Annotated in this window: 15 protein-coding genes; 4 read left to right on the top strand and 11 right to left on the bottom strand. The window is 58.8% G+C overall.

Annotated elements, in window-relative coordinates; translation table 11 throughout:
- Positions 1-9 precede the first annotated feature (9 nt).
- From P5540_12810 to P5540_12795, 4 genes are all read right to left on the bottom strand, one after another.
- Entirely contained in the window at positions 10-1,008 is a 999-nt protein-coding gene (locus P5540_12810) for a DUF1559 domain-containing protein (protein ID HRT65696.1), read from the bottom strand.
- A gap of 198 nt (positions 1,009-1,206) precedes the next feature.
- Positions 1,207-2,355, bottom strand: a complete 1,149-nt coding sequence (locus tag P5540_12805; protein HRT65695.1) for a hypothetical protein — start codon at positions 2,353-2,355, stop codon at positions 1,207-1,209.
- A gap of 21 nt (positions 2,356-2,376) precedes the next feature.
- Positions 2,377-2,571, bottom strand: a complete 195-nt coding sequence (locus tag P5540_12800) for a hypothetical protein (protein ID HRT65694.1) — start codon at positions 2,569-2,571, stop codon at positions 2,377-2,379.
- Complete coding sequence (locus P5540_12795) at positions 2,544-6,005, bottom strand: alpha/beta hydrolase family protein (GenBank protein HRT65693.1); 3,462 nt, start codon at positions 6,003-6,005, stop codon at positions 2,544-2,546. The genes P5540_12800 and P5540_12795 overlap by 28 nt, the downstream gene beginning before the upstream one ends.
- 495 nt (positions 6,006-6,500) lie before the next feature.
- On the opposite strand from P5540_12795, the gene P5540_12790 reads away from it, so the two are divergent.
- Positions 6,501-8,462 carry a hypothetical protein gene (locus tag P5540_12790; protein ID HRT65692.1) on the top strand — a complete coding sequence of 654 codons (1,962 nt, stop codon included), beginning with the start codon at positions 6,501-6,503 and terminating at the stop codon, positions 8,460-8,462.
- Positions 8,463-8,524: 62 nt separating this feature from the next.
- Here the strand turns inward: P5540_12790 and P5540_12785 are convergent, their stop codons facing one another.
- A complete protein-coding gene (locus P5540_12785; protein HRT65691.1) occupies positions 8,525-8,947 on the bottom strand; it encodes an amino acid-binding protein in 423 nt (140 codons plus the stop codon).
- A 161-nt stretch (positions 8,948-9,108) separates the two neighbouring features.
- On the bottom strand, positions 9,109-9,567 hold the full coding sequence (locus P5540_12780) for a MazG nucleotide pyrophosphohydrolase domain-containing protein (protein ID HRT65690.1): 459 nt from the start codon (positions 9,565-9,567) through the stop codon (positions 9,109-9,111).
- A gap of 206 nt (positions 9,568-9,773) precedes the next feature.
- On the opposite strand from P5540_12780, the gene P5540_12775 reads away from it, so the two are divergent.
- From P5540_12775 to P5540_12765, 3 genes are all read left to right on the top strand, one after another.
- Positions 9,774-10,997 carry an acyl-CoA dehydrogenase family protein gene (locus P5540_12775; GenBank protein ID HRT65689.1) on the top strand — a complete coding sequence of 408 codons (1,224 nt, stop codon included), beginning with the start codon at positions 9,774-9,776 and terminating at the stop codon, positions 10,995-10,997.
- A gap of 13 nt (positions 10,998-11,010) precedes the next feature.
- Positions 11,011-12,093: a phosphotransferase family protein gene (locus P5540_12770; GenBank protein ID HRT65688.1), complete on the top strand. Its 1,083-nt coding sequence runs from the start codon at positions 11,011-11,013 to the stop codon at positions 12,091-12,093.
- Between the two features lie 131 nt (positions 12,094-12,224).
- Positions 12,225-13,508: a Gfo/Idh/MocA family oxidoreductase gene (locus P5540_12765; GenBank protein HRT65687.1), complete on the top strand. Its 1,284-nt coding sequence runs from the start codon at positions 12,225-12,227 to the stop codon at positions 13,506-13,508.
- A 49-nt stretch (positions 13,509-13,557) separates the two neighbouring features.
- Here the strand turns inward: P5540_12765 and P5540_12760 are convergent, their stop codons facing one another.
- The 5 genes from P5540_12760 to P5540_12740 all read right to left on the bottom strand — a co-directional run bounded on the left by P5540_12760 (position 13,558) and on the right by P5540_12740 (position 19,438).
- Positions 13,558-15,558, bottom strand: a complete 2,001-nt coding sequence (locus P5540_12760) for a hypothetical protein (GenBank protein HRT65686.1) — start codon at positions 15,556-15,558, stop codon at positions 13,558-13,560.
- A gap of 69 nt (positions 15,559-15,627) precedes the next feature.
- Positions 15,628-17,049: a hypothetical protein gene (locus P5540_12755; protein ID HRT65685.1), complete on the bottom strand. Its 1,422-nt coding sequence runs from the start codon at positions 17,047-17,049 to the stop codon at positions 15,628-15,630.
- A 250-nt stretch (positions 17,050-17,299) separates the two neighbouring features.
- Positions 17,300-18,445: an acyltransferase family protein gene (locus P5540_12750; GenBank protein ID HRT65684.1), complete on the bottom strand. Its 1,146-nt coding sequence runs from the start codon at positions 18,443-18,445 to the stop codon at positions 17,300-17,302.
- Positions 18,446-18,572: 127 nt separating this feature from the next.
- A complete protein-coding gene (locus P5540_12745) occupies positions 18,573-19,139 on the bottom strand; it encodes a hypothetical protein (GenBank protein ID HRT65683.1) in 567 nt (188 codons plus the stop codon).
- A gap of 38 nt (positions 19,140-19,177) precedes the next feature.
- On the bottom strand, positions 19,178-19,438 hold the full coding sequence (locus P5540_12740) for a hypothetical protein (GenBank protein HRT65682.1): 261 nt from the start codon (positions 19,436-19,438) through the stop codon (positions 19,178-19,180).
- Between the last annotated feature and the right edge of the window lie 99 nt (positions 19,439-19,537).

Below are 19,537 nucleotides of genomic sequence, written 5' to 3'. Positions count from 1 at the left end.
ATTCTCCTCTCAGCGCCCCCGGTCGAGCATCGTGCCCAGGAAAAGGGCCATGCCCTCGCAACACGGCGCCGGACCGCGCAGGTAACGCTGAAACTCGACATGACCGTCCATGTACAACACATTCGACCCGCCCGGAACATGGTTGAAATATTGCACCTTCGTGGAAATCGTGTCGAACATGACAAAGAGAACACTTTGCGCCTGTGCATTGGACGCCGGATTGTTGATATCGGTAATCAAGAAACGCTCGATTCCCTCGCGAAGACGATAAACGATTGTGCCGCCGGCATTTCCGGTGTTTTCCCGCTGCCCGGTAAGGGCATTGGTATAGGCTGTGACCTTGACGTCCGTGTCCACCAGTTGGTGGCTTAGCGAGCGAAAATCGGTAATGTCCGCAAGACTTCCCATATCAATTTTGTCCAAGGCCGCCATGGCCAACCCTTCGAGGGTCGCGATAAATTGCGACGGCCCGCTTCGGTCGGGATTGTCCACCTGAATGTGTTCATTCAACCGAGGCAGATAGGAAACGACGTCGCCGATGGTGGTCTGTGGATCGTCGTCGCCGCAACGGTCAAACAGATAGCCGAGGTAGACGTAACTTTCGCCAATCAATTCGTGATCTTCGGCAAGGCCCACCAACCCCGTTTCAGGATCCCGAGCGGTCAGATCCTCGACCTTGCTGTTCGGATCGGAAGGGCATACCGCAATGGCGGGATCCGTCAGATATTCGGGGAAAATGGCGTCCACCATGGGACCGGCAGCGATATCCACGCGGGGACGCGGGATGATCGAAACCACGTCGAACTGAAGCGGCGGGAATTTGGCGGCCGGGGCTTCTCCCGCATACATCTTGAAGATGACGCCAAACTGCTTGAGGTTGTTCTGACAACTTGAACGGCGCGCGGATTCGCGCGCGCGCGCCAGCGCCGGCAGCAGGATCGCAGCCAGTATCGCGATAATCGCAATGACCACCAGCAATTCGATCAGCGTAAACCCTCGATTTCGCATGGGACGCCTCCATCCGGCCCTGGACACCGGAACCGGTCTTCTTTTTCGACTTTCCCGTGGCGGAAATGCAAACCGCCATATATTTTACACCTATTTGACCCCAGAGTGGTCCTACCGGTTGCGCTTTTGAAAAAATTTTCTTTGCCCGCCACAGGAAGTAAGACCGCCCGATCATGCCGGCCGAACACGGGGTTTGGGTCAAAAAGAGGTATAAAGCGCGGGCATGGCCTCCCGAAGGGCCTGCTGGTTCTCTTCGGGATTGTCCCGGCGGAATAGGCGGCAACGTTTCGCCGTTTTATCGAGCGTGACGTCAAATTGGCCGTCGTCGCGCACCGCCACTCCGCAGGGAATCAGGTCGCACGGCAGGATTGTGTCGCCGGGCATGGCCTGTGCAGCGGGGATGAGGGCGCAATGCCCATCTGCGCGCCGCACGAGTTTCCGGTTCGCGACGGCCATCCACGTCACGGTTTCCCAGACATTGTGCGGCCGGTTGCAGACGCGGTCCATGACCTCTTCGGACGGTTCTTCCTCGAGTGCGTTCAAAAAGTCCACCCGCGACGACCGGTCAATCGCATAGACGAGATAATTGCGGAGCGGGGCCCGCATCCGGCGGATAAACGACAAATCCGGCAATTGCCAATAGGTGTTGTGCATGCCTAGGTCGAACGCGCTCTTTTCCGCCGCGCACGGGTAAATCGCAAGGGGCAAATCCGATCGAAGGACGCGCACAAACGCATGCACGTCGAGTAGCACGTTCCATTCGAGAAAGCCGGGGGGCATCGCTCCGGCCGCAATATGCGCGCAACGCGTTTTTCGTCGCATCAGCCCCGGCGCACGGTTATAGGCCACGGCCAGCGGACGCAACGATCCGAACGACACGATTTCGACCGGTTCCGGGCTTTCACGAAGCACGCGCAACAGCAACTCGATCCCGGCCTGCTGAAACGCGGGGGCGTCGCGCATTTCATCGTCCGGACTCCGCATCGCCTCGAACGGCCCCGCGGCGCAGGGCACATTGCGGCCGAAGATCGCATTGAGTTGCGCCACGGGAATGAAGCCCGGATCGCGTTGCCCGTGCGGGTCGTCGTAGGCGTGATCGGACGGATTTACATAGGGGCGCCGGTAGCGTTGCGTCACGTCGAGGATGACGGCCCTGAGATCCACTTCAGGCAACGCATACGCCATAATCAGGTCCATATTGTCGCCGGGATCCTGCGGCGGATGGTACAAATCCGTGATATCCACCACCGGAACCGGCCGCGTCCCGGAAGGGATTGGGGCGGCGCCCAGCGCTTGCGCCATCCCACCCACGGCCGTTCCCATAAAGACTCGTCGGGATATTTTCATCCATTCCTCCTACCGGTTTGATTATCCCGGATTGGGCGGCGGGAAAAAAATAAATTTGCGGTTATTTGGATGCGTTTTTCGAAGATGTTCATAACTCCCTGCTTCGATCACGGCTACGATTACGCGCACGAGCACGAACAGGGTGGCGGTCGGATGTATTTTCGGAATAGCCGGATTGATATTGGACATCACGGGGCAAGCCAGCGATCGAGCCACGCGAAAGCGGCCTCCTGCATGTCCGCGTTGAACTCGTGCGGAACGGGCCAAAGGCGCGTTTCGAGTTTGCCTTCGGCGCCTTGTGCGCGCCAAACGTCCCGCAGTTTCTCGTGGCACGCCTCGACGCCGGACACGGGAAACAATCCATCCTTTTCCCCGTTGTAGAAGAGCATCGGCTTCGGGCAGGCGATGGATGCGACGTCGGGATAGTCGAGGTGGTTTCTCAAGCCCGGCAGGATCATGCTGAAGGCCGACTGGCCCGTGGTCTGATTGTTGCCGTCCTGCATGAGCGTCTTCGTGTCGCACATCCAGCAGATCGCCAGCCCCGCTTTCACGATGTCCGTCAGAGCGTTGAGGCTCCATGCGCGATGCGAACCGACGGACAGGCCCGCGCAACCGATGCGTTCGGGGTCCACTTCCGGCAGGCTTTGCAGAAATTCGGCACACCGCAAGTCGTCCCACACAATCCGGCCGGCCCACGACACGCCCAGATGGAACATGTTCGCCGCGAGGCGCTCCTGCGCCTCGTACTTCACGCCTTCCTGGCGTCCGCGATCGCCCCAGAAGAGCATGTCCGTCGCGAACACGACATATCCGCGCCGGGCGAGTTCGTCGCCAAAGAAACGCCCGCCGTAGCACGTCTTCACCCATTCCATGGCGTCGTTCAAGCGTTCTTCGGGAACGTCGAACGGGCGAATCACCTTTTCCTTGCCGATCGAAAAGTGCGCGCCGTGATCGTGCAATCCGAGAACGGCCGGGAACGGACCCATCCCTTTCGGCACGAGCAGGTAGCCAACGACGCGCGTGTCCGCAGAAAGGTTCAACGCGATTTTGCGCGCCTCGTAGGCGCCGCGATCTTCCCTTGCAAGAACGGTGGGCATGAACGGCGCCAGCGGCGGACGCGGACCGAGATGCGATCGGTACACTTCGCGGGCGCGTTCGCGCCATTCGCCGAAGGGCAACCCGGCGTTTTTCCACGCAAGCGGAAACGTCAACCGTTCGAGTTGGGCGTCGCGAAACGCGGGCAAATCCTTTCGCACGCCGAACGCCGCGGGCGGATCGGCGGGCGGCGGAGGCGGCCAGCCCTCCGGCGGATGCGCCTCGACGCGGTCAAGCACGGCCTTCAATTCGTCGTTCGTCCAGAACAAGCGGTCCGCCGGCCGATGCGCAAGATAGAACGCCAGCACCTCCGAAAAATACACCAATCCTTCCGGGGATGCGCTGCCGACTGAAACCGCCCCTTCCGTGTAGTCTCGCGCGGGATCGCGATCCGCGGGCTTTTTGTACAGATCGTAGATCGTCTGTCCTTCCTTGAGATTGCCGGGATTGGACTCCCAGCCCTGCAATCCGGAGAGGATCGTGCCGGAACGAGCATAGCCGTTGACGCGGGCCTGCAAGGTCCGCTCGATGGCATCGAGCAGATTCCCGATCGGCTCGCCACGTTCTTCCAGTACGCGGGCCGCACGGGACAATTGCGCCGCGTGCTCCATGCCTTGCTCGATGAGCGTACGCGAACTCCGCGGATGCGGGTATCGCCAGCCGCCGGTCGGATCCTGCGACGACGCAAGGAAGTCGGCCACCGCACGGACGACATCGCGCAACCTTGGTTCGTCCGGACATTCGCGCAAGAGGTCCGGCAACCCCGCGAGCGCGTAGCCGATGATGTAGGGTTTGGCAAAGGGCGCTTCATAGCCATGTTGATCATCGTCTATGAACGGGCCGTCGGAAACAATGGGTTGTCCGCCCTGGCTGAAGAGGCTGTCCTCGCCGAGCTTCGTTCGTAATTCGCGAAACAGCCGCAGCGCCTCCCCGCGAAACGCCTCATCGCCCGTGCAGCGGTAAAGATCCATGAAGTCCGCGACGTCGCCGATATTTCGGCACTCGCCCCGATCCGCATGGACGAATTCTTTCGCATACGCCATTTGTGCGCGCAAAGCGGCCGTAAAACGTGGATCGCCCGTTTCTTCGTACGCATGAAAGAAGGCGTTGATGCCTTTCGTGCAGAAATGCACGGCGGTATTGCTTCGCCACATGAACTCCTTGTCGTCAAGATGGTCTTTGACGCCCATCGCGTTCGCGTTGTTGTAGCGCGTTCCACCGAACGTATCCGTATCGCCCCACCAGAGCGACAAGTCGTACATGTTCGAACACCACAGCACAAGCGTGTCGCGCAACGTCCGGTCGCCCGTATTCCCCGCCTCGTCGAAAATGGCCCATGCGTGGTTCAGGCGGTTCATGCCGAAAGCCGGCGCCGGTTTATCTTTGTTGTACGCGGTCACATTGCCGAAATCGTCGCCTTGACACATGCAGTGGACGATTGCCCGGTGCGTGTAGGCGCGTAGCGAATCCAGCAGCGGCCACGGCGCAAGGTCGAGCGGCGAGACGGTCATGCGGATATCGGCCACGGGTTCAAGCAGTGCGTTGAACTTCACCGATGCCGGAGCAATCGCAAAGGCGGCGCGCCGCCATGCCGATTCCTGCATCGGAACCCGTTCTTCCGACGCGCATCGGAGATAGCGGACCGCGCCCGCTTCCGCCTCGACACGGCCCCGCCGATAACTCGCCGCATCTGGAAACGACAGCGTCCATGCGCCATCGGATGAACACGCCACAATCGGCTGTCCGTCGCCAAACCTATGGGGCCGATCCGGCGGCACGACCGGACCACGAACCATCCAGCCCAAATCGGGCGCGGTTCCATCTCCCGATTCCATGCGCTGGAGATGGACCTGAACGGTCACCGCGCCGGACGCATCCATGCGCGCCTCGACGATTCGCGGCCACGTCGCGTCCGGTTCGAGCAGCCGCACCCATGCATGGTAACGTCCGTATTCAATCCGTTCGACGATCGGCGGTTCGGGTTTCGTGCGCGCAGGAGCGATGAGCGCCCCCTCCCACACTGCCAAGTCCGATTTCAGCGTTACGCGATCCGCGGCCAGCGTCAGTGTCCACGGTCCCAGAGCGACATGCGCTTCACCGCGTTCATCGAGTTCGATACCGGGCGTATCCGGTTGCGGTTCATCCGCGAGCGCCAGCAAAAACTGGTGCGGGGCGGCTTCCTTGAAATCGAATGGAAACGTAATCAAGGCCCGGCGAACAGATGCCGGCTTGCCGGGATGCCGCGTAAGGATGCGGATATCGGGAATCGCCTGTGCATCGCCGCATGACGCGCGCAGCGAAAGATTTTCCGGAAATGTTCCCGGCTTGAAAAACAAAGAGACGCGAACGGTGCGCAGCCCCGCCTCGGCGACCTGAACGTCGAACGTTGGAAGCGTCCCGCCGGTCCCGTGACAAACGCCGCTCGTGCCGTGGGCAGGCGGTTGAAACGCAAACCTTTCCGCCCATTTGGCCTGTGTGGCTGCCGCCGACGATATCCCCGCCGCAAGAACGCAAAGAGTCATATAAAGACGCATCGTGCCATTCTGTTGTTGCATGACTTCTTCTCTTTCCGCGTTCGATCGCTTCGACCGGGCGCATCCCACCAGCCAATCAACCGAATGCCCTGCATGTACACGGCATCCCGCCCGGGTTTCTTGCCGGTAAGTATAAACCTTTTCGCAACAAGTCAGTCACCACCGTGGAACTGGCGACATCAGGACGGACCCTAAAAAGGAGCCAGTAGATTTGTGCTCATACTCGTGCTCGTGCTCGTCATCGCAATCAATTCCTCATGTAGTATTAATAGATTTATAATATATATAATAATAAAAAATTATAATAAGTAGTATCTCCACCCGCATTCAACTGGTTCGGGCAAATCTCCCTGAGCAACAGCAATTTAGATTACGAGTACGAGCACGAAGAAAAACTGGGTTGTGGGCAACGCCCACGTCAGTTTTGATTTAGTTTCGTTCGTCATTACTACGGGGCAACCCGCGAAACTGGCGCTTTCCGCCGGGATGTTTTACCATGAACGCAAGGAATGACAAATGATCGACACCGCGAGACGAACGCCATGGTGGGCGTGGACCCTCATAACGGTCCTCGCGGCCATTCAGCCGGCCCTCCTGCTGTGGATCGCGCATTGGCCGCCGGACGGCCTGGTTCCGACGGGTCTGCCCATCGCCGATAGCGCATTGTTTCTGCATGCCATGCGGATGGCGGATCGAGGCTGGACATCGCTCTACGCCACCTGCTCGACTGTGTTCGGCGCGGAAAGCCTGGCCTACTATTCGGTTCCGCACTTGTGGATCTACGCCGCGATGGGATTCGCGGCGCGCATCCTGTGCATTCCAGACCTGGCCGCCTACGGCGCGGCCAACGGTCTCGCGGCGTTTCTCTTTCTCCATGCGGCCTATCGTCTTCTGGCGTCCTTTGTGCCGCGCCTCGCGGCGCGGTCTTTCATTCTTTTCGCCCTGGGCGGCGGACTCGGCGGCGTTGCCTATGTCCTTTCGGGGATGTTTGGCTGGCATGCCGCGCCGGGATTCGAAGACCTGTTTCGGCGCTTTGCGGTGTATGAATTGTTCGAGGGGCCTCATCTGTTGCCCTCGCTCCTGTTCCCCCGCTGTTACTACACACTGTCGCTGGCGTTGTGTTTTTTCGCCCTGACCCGTCTTGCGGTCACGCGGCAATCTGCATGGCCCATCGCGCCCCTGATGGCCGTCGGAAGTTTTGTGGATTTGCGGTACGGGGCTTTCGCGACAGGGATTGCTCTTCTGGGTGTTTTCGTGTGCGACGCTAAAGAGCGTACCGCTTTCCTCCGGCGTTGGGTCCTGTTTCCGTTGGGCCTTGTTGCCGGCGGCATTCCCGCCGTATGGCTGATGCGCCAGAATCCCGCCGTTGTCCGGAATCATTTCGATGGGACCAACATGGCGATGTGGCTGTCGCCATTCATTGCAACCGCCTTTTTCCATCTCCTGCTGCTGCCGGGACCGATCCGGAGCCATGTCCGCGACATGCCGCCGTTTGCGCGGATGGTATCCCGCGGCGCCATCGGCTACCTTGCCGCCTTTGCCCTGCTCTTCGCCATATATCAAGTCTATTACGGCAACGTGCTCGTGGCGCGGGATGCCGCCGTCGCCGCGGCCATATCCGATTTTGCCCTCGCGGGCTTGGCCGCCGGATTGTTTCTGCCGTTGTTTCGTTCCGGAATCACGCGAGCCGTGGAACACGATGAAACGCCATCGTGTTCCACCTCCCGCCTTCAGCCTTCAACCTTTCAATCGTCCTCCCCCGCCTCCAGCACGGGGAAAATCGGTGAACAATGGCTGGCCTTGTGGCTGTTGGCGTGCTTGCCGCTGGCCTTGGCGGCGTTCGGTTCGGGATGGTTTCTCCGATACGGTCCGCAACGCCTGGAAGTGTTCCTGTGGCTGCCGCTATGCGCCATGTCCGCGGCGGCTTTGTTGCGCATGAAATTGCGCGCGCCGCGCATCGCTTACACGGGACTCATGATCGGTTGCGGATTGTGTTCGATGGCCGTCTCGACCTTGTTCTTCCAGGGCCCCATGGATCTGCGCCCCGGCAAATCACCGTATGCGGCTCATCATTCCGAGGTCATGACCAAGGCGGACGAGGCGCTCATCGAAGCCATTGGCCCCGGTATCGTGCTCGCCCCCATTCCCGCAAGCGACATCGTGGCCCTGCGCAAAGGAAACCGGGTCGTCTTCGGCACGGGTTCCTTCAATCTGTCCGACCAACCCTATGTGCCGCTCGAAGCCGCCGTCAAGGCGTTTTTCAGTCCGGAAGCCTGCGACGACGACCGCCGCGCCTTTGTCAACGCATGGTGCGTGGACTACATCTACTGCCCCGACACGTGGCCCATCGCCCCGGAAGTCGTACGGCAACTGGACAATGCGACATGGATCGAAAAGGTGGCCCAACAAGGACGCGGCGCCGTCTTCCGCATCCCACGCCACCATTTCGTGATTGCGTTCAGCGGCATGTTTTTTTGAGGGAAAACCAGATACTTCCCATTCCCTCCTGTTTTCTATTGCCGGTTTTCAGCCAAAAGGACTCAGGCGAGAGTCTTCGCAAGAATTTTTTGCGCCTTGGCGGCATCCGCCTTGCTGTCGAACGCCGCAAGGACGACCGCCCTACGATTGACAGCGACCGCCGACAATCCGCGCAGATTGATTCCCGCGTCCGCCAGCGCCTGCGTCAGCTTCACGCCGAGACCAGCCTTGTCGGGGCCTTCGATTCGCAGCGCCTGCAGACTGTCCGTTTTCACGAGACCGGCCTGTTTCGCAGCCTTGTTCTGTTTCGTCCCTTGGACAGGCGCAACAAATACCAGGCCCGTACCAGGCGCATCGCGCCGCGCAAGCACGAATTCGAGATTCGCTCCCGCACCCGTCAGCAGGGCCAATTTTTCGGCCAGTCCGCCCGGCTTGTCCACGATACCACCCACCCATACCTGTACTTTCGCGATACGGTACGCCATCACACGTTCCTCCCATTGTCCATGTTCTTCCCCGAAAGCCATTTTCGGGAAACAAGGCTCATCATACCACATTCCCGAATACGCCGCGCCTCATTTTTTACGGGGCGGGTTTATAAGCCACTCGGCAATGCCTTCTTTTTTACCGCGACCGACAAATTGTTTCAGGGGCCCTTTTCCATATCGCGAAGTTGTTGCTTCACGCGATTCCACACTGCATCGAGCTCCTCGATGGTGCATGCTTCCATTCGAATGCCGCCGCGTTCGAGTTCGGTTTCGAGCAGGGCAAAACGCCGCTCGAAACGGTCGTTGGCGGCGGCGAGCGCTTCGCCGGGATGCACATCGAGAAAGCGGGCCAGATTGACCGCCGCAAAAAGCAGATCCCCCAGTTCGCGGCGGGCATGATCATTATCCCCGGAATCGTGGGCGTCGCGAATTTCTTGGAGTTCCTCGGCAACCTTGTCGAACACGCCGCCGATATCCGGCCAATCGAAACCGAGGGCGCTGACCCGTTCTTGAATCATCCACGACGCATGCAGCGCATCGGTGAAATCGCGTTTCTCACACGGTCGCAAATGCGTTTTTTCATCCTGCCGGTCCTGCTCCCAATCGGACGATGTCACGGTACGGTGTCCCCAATCTTTTTTGATTTTTTCCTGAAATCCACGCGCATAAACAAACGAGGGAAACGAAAAACAATACCCTTCTTGCCCAAAATACGATTTGGCGAAGCGGATTTCAATGCTGTAATTTCCCCTCGCCGGCGTGCAACAATAATTGAAACGGGCTTTGACGTTATTGACGCCGGGAGCGAACCACAAGGCGCCCGATGGAACGAAAGGACACGGCCATGGATTTTTCGATATCCAGCGAATTGCAGGATTTATTGGATCGGGTGCGGGGGTTCGTCGAAACCGAACTCTATCCCCTGGAACCGGAGTTTCTGGAAAAAGGCTTCCGCGCCGTCGAACCGGTCTTACGCGAGAAACGCCGGAAAGTGAAATCGCTGGGCCTGTGGCTGCCGCAGATCGCGAAGGAATACGGCGGACTTGGCCTGTCGCTTGTCGAACACGGGCTGGTCAGCGCGGAATTGGGCCGGTCGCCCATCGGCCACTACACGTTCAACTGCCAGGCGCCCGACGCCGGCAACATGGAAATCCTGATTGATTACGGCAACGAAGAGCAGAAGGAGCGTTATCTCAGACCCCTGCTCGACGGCGAAATCCGCAGTTGCTTCGGCATGACCGAGCCGGATTTCCCCGGATCGAATCCCGTTTGGATGGGCGCCACAGCCGTCAAGGACGGCGATTCGTATGTGCTCAATGGGCGCAAGTGGTGGACTACCGGCGGCGACGGCGCGGCTTTTGCCGTGGTGATGGCCATCACGAATCCCGAAGCGCCCCCCCACTTCCGGGCAAGCCAGATTCTCGTGCCGACGGATACTCCCGGATTCATCATCGAAGCCACGACGCCGTTCATGGGACATCGCGGCGAAGGCTGGGCCAGCCATTCCGAAGTTCGGCTCGAAAACTGCCGCGTGCCGCAATCGAATCTGCTCGGCGCCGAGGGAAGCGGTTTTCTCATTGCGCAGGAAAGGCTCGGCCCGGGCCGCATTCATCATTGCATGCGCTGGATCGGTGTCTGCGAGCGTTCCTTCGACCTCATGTGCCAGCGCGCCATCGAGCGGCGCATCACTCCCGAACGCCCGCTGGCCTTTCAGCAATTCGTACAGGGCTGGATTGCCGAAAGCCGCGCCGAGATTGACGCGGCGCGATGGATGGTTCTGCATGCGGCGTGGATTATGGACCGGCACGGCGCCAAGGAAGCGCGCGACAAGATATCGCTCATCAAATTTACCGTGGCCAACACGATGATGCGCGTAATCGATCGCGCAATTCAGGTCCACGGCGGACTCGGAGTCACCGACTACACCCCGCTTGCCCTCTTCTATCGAACCGAACGCGCCAGCCGCATTTACGACGGCGCCGACGAAGTCCATAAACTTTCCGCGGCCAAGCTTATTCTCAAACGGTACGCGCAAGCCCAAACGTGAGTTTCATTTCCCCGTGTCCACAACTCCAGACATGACGGCGATACTCGATGAGCCCCGCGACGTCCGGCCCGGCGAAGAACTGGATGCCGCCCGGCTTTCGGCCTACCTGCATGAGACCATTCCCGGTATCGAAGGGCCGATTGAAATCCGGCAATTTCCAAGCGGATTTTCCAACCTGACCTATCTTGTGCGCGTCGGCGATCGCGATCTTATCCTTCGGCGGCCGCCGACCGGCAGCAAGGTGAAATCCGCGCACGACATGGGGCGCGAATTTCGCATTCTAAACGCGCTGCGACCGGTCTACCCTCCCGTGCCACAACCGCTTGCGTACTGCCCCGAATCCGATGTGATTGGCGCGCCGTTTTACGTCATGGAGCGAATCAAAGGCGTCATCCTGCGCGGCAAAAAACCGGCGGGATTCCATTGTCCGCCCGATTTGGCGCGCAGATGTTGCGTATCCTTCATCGAAAATTTCGCGCATCTTCACGCCATCAACTATGAGGCGATAGGACTCGCCGACATGCGCAAGGAAGGTTCTTTTGTGCGGCGGCAGGTTGAAGGCTGGATTGACCGTTACCACGGTTCGCAAACCGACGACATCCCCGCCATGGAACAAGCCGCTGCCTATATGAAGGAAAATTGCCCGGCGGACACGGGATCGGTTTTGATCCATAACGACTACAAATTTGACAATCTCGTTCTGAATCCGGCCGATCCGACACACATAGTTGGCGTTCTCGACTGGGAAATGGCGACCATTGGCGATCCACTCATGGATCTCGGCGTCGTGCTCAGTTATTGGAACGAGCCGAAGGATCCAAATCTTGGCATCGTGCCTTGTTTTCTCACGCTTGAACCGGGCTGCATGACCCGGCGCGAAATCGCCGACACTTACGCCGAACGGACCGGACGCGATCTGTCGAATCTCTCGTTCTATCATGTCTTCGGTCTGTTCAAACTCGCCGTCATTGCCCAGCAGATCTATTACCGTTACAAACAGGGGCTTACCCGCGACGAGCGTTTCGGCGCCCTGCTCTTCGTGGTCGCCACCTTGGCCATGACGGCTGTCCGAATCGCCGAAAACGGAGATGTTTGAATGGCGTGCCATGTTGCCGGATCATGGATTGAATTTGGCTTGAAACGGCTCCACCGAGTTCTGACTCCCGTCAAAGTGACTTCATCCCGCCGATATTGTTACGATTCCGGAAAACATCGGAGGCAAGCGTCATGAGCGAATCCAATGAAAAACAATCCCTGACACGCCGCCAATTCATCTTTCGCGGCGGCGCAGTTGCGGCGGGCTTGGCGGCCGCTCCGACCATCATCACGTCCCGCGCGTGGGGCGCGGCAAAACGCGCGCCGGCAAACGAGCGGCTCGTCATGGGAGTCATCGGCCTTGGCGGGCGCGGACGTTACGTCATGGGCGCCTTCCTGTCGCGTCCCGACGTACAGGTCGTCGGCGTTTGCGACGTCATCAAGGCGCGCCGTCTCCAGGGGCAGGACATCGTCAACAAGACCTACGGGAATCAGGATTGTAAAGCCTACATAGACATGCTCGAATTACTCGATCGCAAGGACATAGACATCGTTCTCATTGCGACCGGCGACAACTGGCATTCCGCGGCCTCCATCTTGGCCGCGCGCGCCGGAAAGGACATTTACTGCGAAAAACCGATGAGCGTGTGCATCTCGGAATCGCGTGCCGTCGCCGACACCATGCGGCGGCTCGGTCGCATCTACCAGTGCGGCACACAGCGACGGAGCGTCGGCCATTTCATCTTCGCGGCGAATCTGGCGCTCAGCGGAAAACTGGGCCGGATCAAGGAACTCCACGCCGAAGAGGCGAGCGGATTCCAGCAACTCTACGACACGACGCTGCCCGCCGAACCGGAGCCGCCCCGCGAGGAATTCGACTGGAACCGCTGGCTCGGCCCCGCCCAGTGGCGGCCGTTCAACTCGAAATATCACACGCGCGGATTCTGGAGCGCCCACACCGACTTCAGCGGCGGCTCCATTACCGAATGGGGCAGCCATACCGTGGATCTCTGCCAGTGGGCCAACAGTTCCGACGATACAAGCCCTGTCGAATTCTGGAAGGAAGGCGACCGATACATCGGGCGTTACGCAAACGGCACGAAATTGATCATTCGCACCGGTCTGCGTTTCGGTTCCTGTCCTGTTCGGTTCGAGGGCGAGGAGGGGTACGTTGAAACCGGCGATTCCGGCGAAATGGAAGTTTACCCGAAATCCCTGCTCGGAGAACGCAAATTCCTCGGCGGCTATCCCGCCGACGACCATGTCCGCGCCTTTCTCGAATGCGTCAAGACGCGCCAACAGACCGTGTCTAACGCGGAAGTGGCGCATCGTTCAATTACCGCCTGCCACGTGGCCAACATCTGCAAGCGCCTGGGACGTCCCATCAAATGGGATCCCGTCAAGGAAGAATGCATCGGCGACGACGAAGCCAACCGTTTGCGGTCGCGTGCATACCGCGAACCTTGGTATCTGTAAAAGCATGCACAGAGAGGTTGGGGCGAATGGGACCGTCTGTCTCGCCTATTCAGCCTTTGCTTTTCCAGATGCAGCGATAATTGAAACGCCGGTTCGGGGCGCTGTCGCCATTCACGCAGAGTGAAATCGGATCTTTCAGGTCGGCCGGATTGTCGCACCAGTGGAAATCGAAGGCGAAGGCCCGGCCTTTCAATCCCAGCAGATGGCGTGGAATGGCAATCTCGATCGCCTTGCCCGCATACCGGTACTCCAGCCGGGCCACCTCGGCCCATGGCTTGTCCGGCGATTTCGCGTCATAACGCATGAGCGATGTCGTTTTGTCGTCCGGAACGTTCTTGTTGACCAGAAAATCGTATCCGAACCAGCCGGTTGCATGGTTCTGGTCGGCGTCTATCAGCAGGAGCATCCAATGGGTGTCCGTGTGCGGGGTAAGCGGTTCGCGCGTTTCGGCATAACAATAAATGTTTTTCCGGTCCACGGCCATCTTGCACGTGACAATGTCATTCCGGCCCGAATTGTTCGTGTAATGAAGGCCGCCATACCCTTTGTAATCACGATGGAACGTGTCGCCGGCCGTGTCGCGATATTCGACCGGAACCGCTTTCCAATCCTCGAATGCACCGTCCATTTGCATCGTGTTCAGTCCGCGTAGTTCCGGAACGGGGCGGATGCCCTTGTAACGCCGGATATTCTGGGCCATTTGCATGTAATAATTGTCCGTATAGCCGTCTTTCATGGGCTGGATACAGCGGTTGAATTCGGCATTGTATTGGTCAACAAAGAAAAACGGCGACTGGCGCCTCATGAACGGGAACGATTTGCCCTCGCCGGGCTGATACTTGCCGGCGGTCCATTCATTCCAATCGTTGATGTAAAGAAACTGGGGGTTGGCTTTGATCGCCTCGTTCCACCGTTCCTGAAAATAGATGCCATAGCCTTCGGGATGTTCGACGGTCTTTCCCAGCCACGGCACATGCGTGGGCACGGGCAGATCGTATTCATTCAGTTCCGGCTCCCCATGCTCGCGCGTCCACGACTTGCCGGTCAAACTGGATGGATGCTGCGCGGGCGTCACCGCCGCTTCCTCTTTTTGGCCGTTGTGCGTCGAGACCAGCGCTTCCAGCGGCAGGGCCTTGACCCGCTCGTCCCCCATGTCATAGCCGAAACTCCACTTGTCTTCCGTGCCGATGAAGCGCTTGCCCGCCCACTCATAGTATCCCCACCACATGGTGCGCAGCGTGAAAAACACTTTCACCTCCTGCGTATAATCCGAATAGAATTCTTCGGTGTAGGCCGGATCCCCGTAATGCGGGTGGCCCGGATCCGTCTTGGCCGCGGGATCATAATGCGGATTGGGCTGTTTGATGCCTTGCCCGGTGGAATCCACATCTGGCCTGTCGTTGTAGAGCAGCAAGGGCTTTCCATCCCAGTAAAACCACAGATCCCTGTATTTTTCCGGCTTGTAGATCCGCTCATACAAGTCTTGGACCACCGCAATGACCGGGCCATTGAACGCCCAGAAGCAGAATTGCGGCACTTTGTTGCCTTCCGCCTTCATCTTCTGCATGACGGGAAACACGACGTCCCATTCGTCCCAGTAGCGGACCGCGTTCGTGACGTCCATGACCAGCACATCCACGCCGGCATCGGAAAGCATGGACATGTCCTTTCTTATCACATATTCGTCCTTGCTCAGGAAATAACCCATTTCCGGTTCGCCCCAGTGGTACGACCCCTCGGTCCAAAGCGGATGTTTCGCATCGAGGCGCGCATTCGGATCGGCGGCCAGCACCTTGGTCACATCGGCGGCATAGGGACTTTTCAATCCGGCCAGCGAATCGCTGTGCCATGTGATGTAAAAGATTCCCACGATCCGCCGCTGGTCGTTCTTGACCGGGCCCACGGTGGAAAAATCCGGCATGGTCCGGCCCAGCGCATCGGTTGCCACCCATGTGTCGGGATACAGGTCGCGATAGTACGGTTCCTCGGGACAAGCGGCATGCGCCATCAACGCAACCGCAACAGGGATCAAGAGGGTCATTTTTTTCATGAGAGGCGCCTTATCGGTCGGACCGCAAAACAAACCCAATCCACAAAACGGGAAAACACCGCGAAAAAGTCATTTCATCCCTTGCTTGGCGGCTGCTTGGGTGTGTGCAACGCCGGCGGCGGCGCCCGCGATCAGCCCCACGAGTCCGCCCGCGGCCAAGCCGGCTATGGGCGTTGCGACATGAAGCACCATGCCGAGTACAGCGCCTATGATTACGCCCGCCAATGCGCCGATGAGGGCATCGAGCATAAGATACGATTTGGACGGCGCCTTGAACAGATTCGCAATTTCAGGAATCTCCAGCGCAATGCTATCCTGTATCGGCTGCATCGATCCGATTTTGTTTTTACGGCAAACGGCATCGCGCGGGATACTGTTGTTTTCGATTGCCTTTCGAATCTGCTCGATGTCGGTGGATTCGAAAATCAACGATCCGAAACCGTCGAAAAACTGCCAGAGACTGGGCATATTGAAACGCCCGCGATACGCCGCGATGCGCTTGGCGCAATTTTCCTTCGCTAGGGACTCCGTCGCCGTTTCGTACAAGCGTTCAAGGTGGCGCAAACCGTGTTCGGCGCGTCCGTTGGCCCCCAAGGCAAACGCGAGGACATCGAGCACGGCCGGATCGTCGTGGCCGCCCGCCTCGTACGCAATCATTATATGTTCAAGGGCCTTGACGCTGTCCTGGCATTCGTCGGCCGCCTCAAGATAAACCCGCGCGATCAAACGGTTGGCCTCCGGATTTTTCGGATCGGCGGCCAGGATGCCTTCCAGCACGCCTTTGGCCTGATCGAAGGCGCGCTGCGATATCAGACGCAGCACATCCTGGAATTGCGGGGAACGGTCGGCCGGCGCGGCGGCTTTGGCATGCCCCGTGCCAGTGTCCGCGATAATGGTGGGTGCAAACGCGGAACCGGAATCGCTGGTCGTAATCTTGCAGCCCACGGCAACGTATTGCGGCTCAATCTTGAGCGTCATCGCGGCAATCGGTCCTTCCCGCACGACATTGATCGGGGTGTTCTGCACGGCAAGCCGTGTCACGGGCGCCAGCAGCGGCACGCCGTCCGGCGAAGCGATAGAAACCATCGAACCCGTGAAAAACGCACCACGCAGAACGTGGCCGGTTACGCACGTTTCCTCATGCGACACCGGGTTGACCGACTCGACAAAAAATTCGTTCTCGGCAGAGGGCATCGTGGCGGCCGGAGGAGTCGTGCCCGATGCCGCGCTTGCCCGGCGCGCCGCGGCCAGGCGTTCGCGCACTTCGCCCAGATTGCCCCCGGCCATCTGTTCCATGCGTTTGCAGGCCGCATCGGCCTCGTCGAGTCGGCCCATGCCGATCAGGCACAGCGCGATCTGCTGCGTGACCCGCCCGCTGTTGGGAAACGCCTCGTCAATCTGCGTCAACAGCGTATGAGCCTGAAGATATTGGCTGTTCTTGACCAACTCCGCCGCTTCGGCCAGCAAAGACTTCGCTTCTTCCTTGGTCATTTCCAATCTCCGCCCGCTTTGGGGCTGTCATAAAGCAACGCCTGTTCCCCGCTCCGTTTTCCACACTGCGTATAAATCGAATCCGAACAACAAACAATCCGATCCGGCAACGTCTCCCGTCCGGACGGGTTCCTCGTCACCGCCTCCACTATACCACGCCGGGCCCAAAAGGAAAACTTCAATATTCGGGCAAAAAGATCCGACGCAAACGGCCCGAAATGGGCCGGATGGGCTTTCCCCCTCCCCCATCCTACACCACGTTGCGCAATACGGGAAGGCGGCGAAGCACAAAATGGCTGGCCAGCAGGCTCAGCGGCAACGCCAGCCCGAACACAATCGCGAATTTGAGATAGGCGCTAATCCGGATCCCAAGCAGGAGGTATTGCAGCCAGACGACGATGGGTTGATGGACAATATAAATGCCGTATGAATTGACGGTGAACAGCCGGGTGGGATGGAAGGGCCGGTTGCACCACAAGCGAAAACCCGTGGCAAATGCGCCAAGCGCGCCCAGGGTTGCAAAGGCATGCAGAACGGCATTGCACAACATCAGCAACAGCGAACCCTCGACACGGACGCCGAAACGGGCGCGGAAAAACATCAGCCCCACGGAGGCGCCGCCAAAAAGACCCGCCCAAGCGGCCACGCGCCAAAGCGAACCGTTTGCCCATGTCCAACCGCGCATGGCCCCGTATACACCCAAAAAGAAATAGAAAACGTACAGCGCGCACCGCGAGGGCTGGTAAGCGAATAATTTGAATCCAAACACATGGGTCCACGAAGCGTAGCCGGCTACACGCATGGTTACCGCCAGCGCAAGCGCCGTCAACAGGCCGAACGCAAGAAGAAAAAGTGTCCGCGGCTCGGACGGCACGCCGGCAAAGGACGTTTTCCCACTGGTCAACCAGCGGTGCGCCGACCAAATGACGGCATACACCACGCAGAAGAAAAAAAGCACATAAAGGAACCATAAATGGGCCGGTCCGAGATCCTGCGTGAAATAGGTTCCGATCCAATAACGAAAATAGCCCGGTGAAACGGCGCCCAGTGCGCGGCGATCCAAGTAGAAATTGATCGGGATCAGCATAGTCACGCCGAATACAAACGGAATGAGCAAGCGCCTAGCCTTATCCGCCAAGAAAGGACCCGCGCCCCGTTTCTCAATGCTGGCCACGGCAAAGTGGCCGGAAATGTAGAACAACAACGGCAGCAGAAACAATTCGCTGGCAAAAACAAACACATCGAACAGGATCCCTGTCTCCCGATCGATAAAAAACCAACGGATGCGGGTCCTTTCGCCATAAATTGAGGAACAATGCCATATAACCACCAACAAAATGATGGCATCGCGGAAATGATCCCACGCATGGATACGCCGGCCGGCGTCTTCTTTCATGGAAGCGTTCATGCGCGATCCGAAGGATTCCTATTTTCCGTCCACGACACAAGGCGCCGCGGACCGGAGCCATGACAAATGCTTATTTGAGTTTTGGGCGAGACGATATCTATTTTGCGGAAACGATTCAAGGTGTGTATTTCCCGCTGTCCATGAGGCGTTTTTTTCGCGCGGCGATAAAGGCGTCGAGCACGGCGATGCGCATCTTGGCTCCGGCGGATTTGCCCGTGTAGCCATCGAAGACGCTGATATCTATTTTTCCGCGGCGGCGGCAATAGTACACCCAAACCGCAAAATGATAAAGCAAAACCGCCTCGATGGTTTCAACAACCGGTTTATTGGCCTGTCCGCGCTGTTGAAGGGTGTATTGCAGGTATCCTTTTCGCGCCAGTTCCACCGCGCGCGCTTCTTCCATGACGGGCGGAAAGCAATTTTCATCACAGGCGACGGGCGCCAGATCTTCCGCGCAATCGAGCAGGGAAAACGCGCCGGATATGGCCTCGACCGAAGCCCATACCGCGTTAGATCCCTTCTGCGACAGGGTTCTCAGGCAAATCGCATAGGCGGGCATCCAAAGGCGTTCCAAAAACGGCAGGATGCGTGTTGCCGGACATCCCGGCACGGCCACATGCACTTCCGGCGCGAGCAAGCCGAACGAATTGCGAAGCCGCGGACGGCGAATCCGGTTCGCCACCCGCTCCGCTCCGATGGGATGGGGCAGGCCGAGCGGGATCAATCGCGTCTCTTGTTCCGCGCCAAAAGGATGCGCCCATAAATGATTGACGCAAAGCCGATCGCCAACAAGCCGACGGCGCAGACAATGTTCACGATGGCGGCGCGTATATTGGTTTGTGCGGCCCAATAGGTGCCTGCCACCACCGGGGTCCCCACGGCCACGATGAACAGGCCCAAGGCGATATACGTCTCGCCGTCACGCTTTTCCATGCGAATGTTGACGTTTTTGTCCGAATCCGATGCCTTGATTTCACTCATGCCGTATATCCCATGAATTCGCGCAACCTCTCATTGGACGCCTCTGCGCACGTTGCGCACGCGCGCCCTTTTGCGGCCATGCCTCGATGCGCAAAGCAT

This window comes from Candidatus Hydrogenedentota bacterium (genome assembly GCA_035450225.1).
Lineage (GTDB): Bacteria > Hydrogenedentota > Hydrogenedentia > Hydrogenedentales > SLHB01 > DSVR01.
This window is presented reverse-complemented; position numbering and strand designations above follow the sequence as displayed.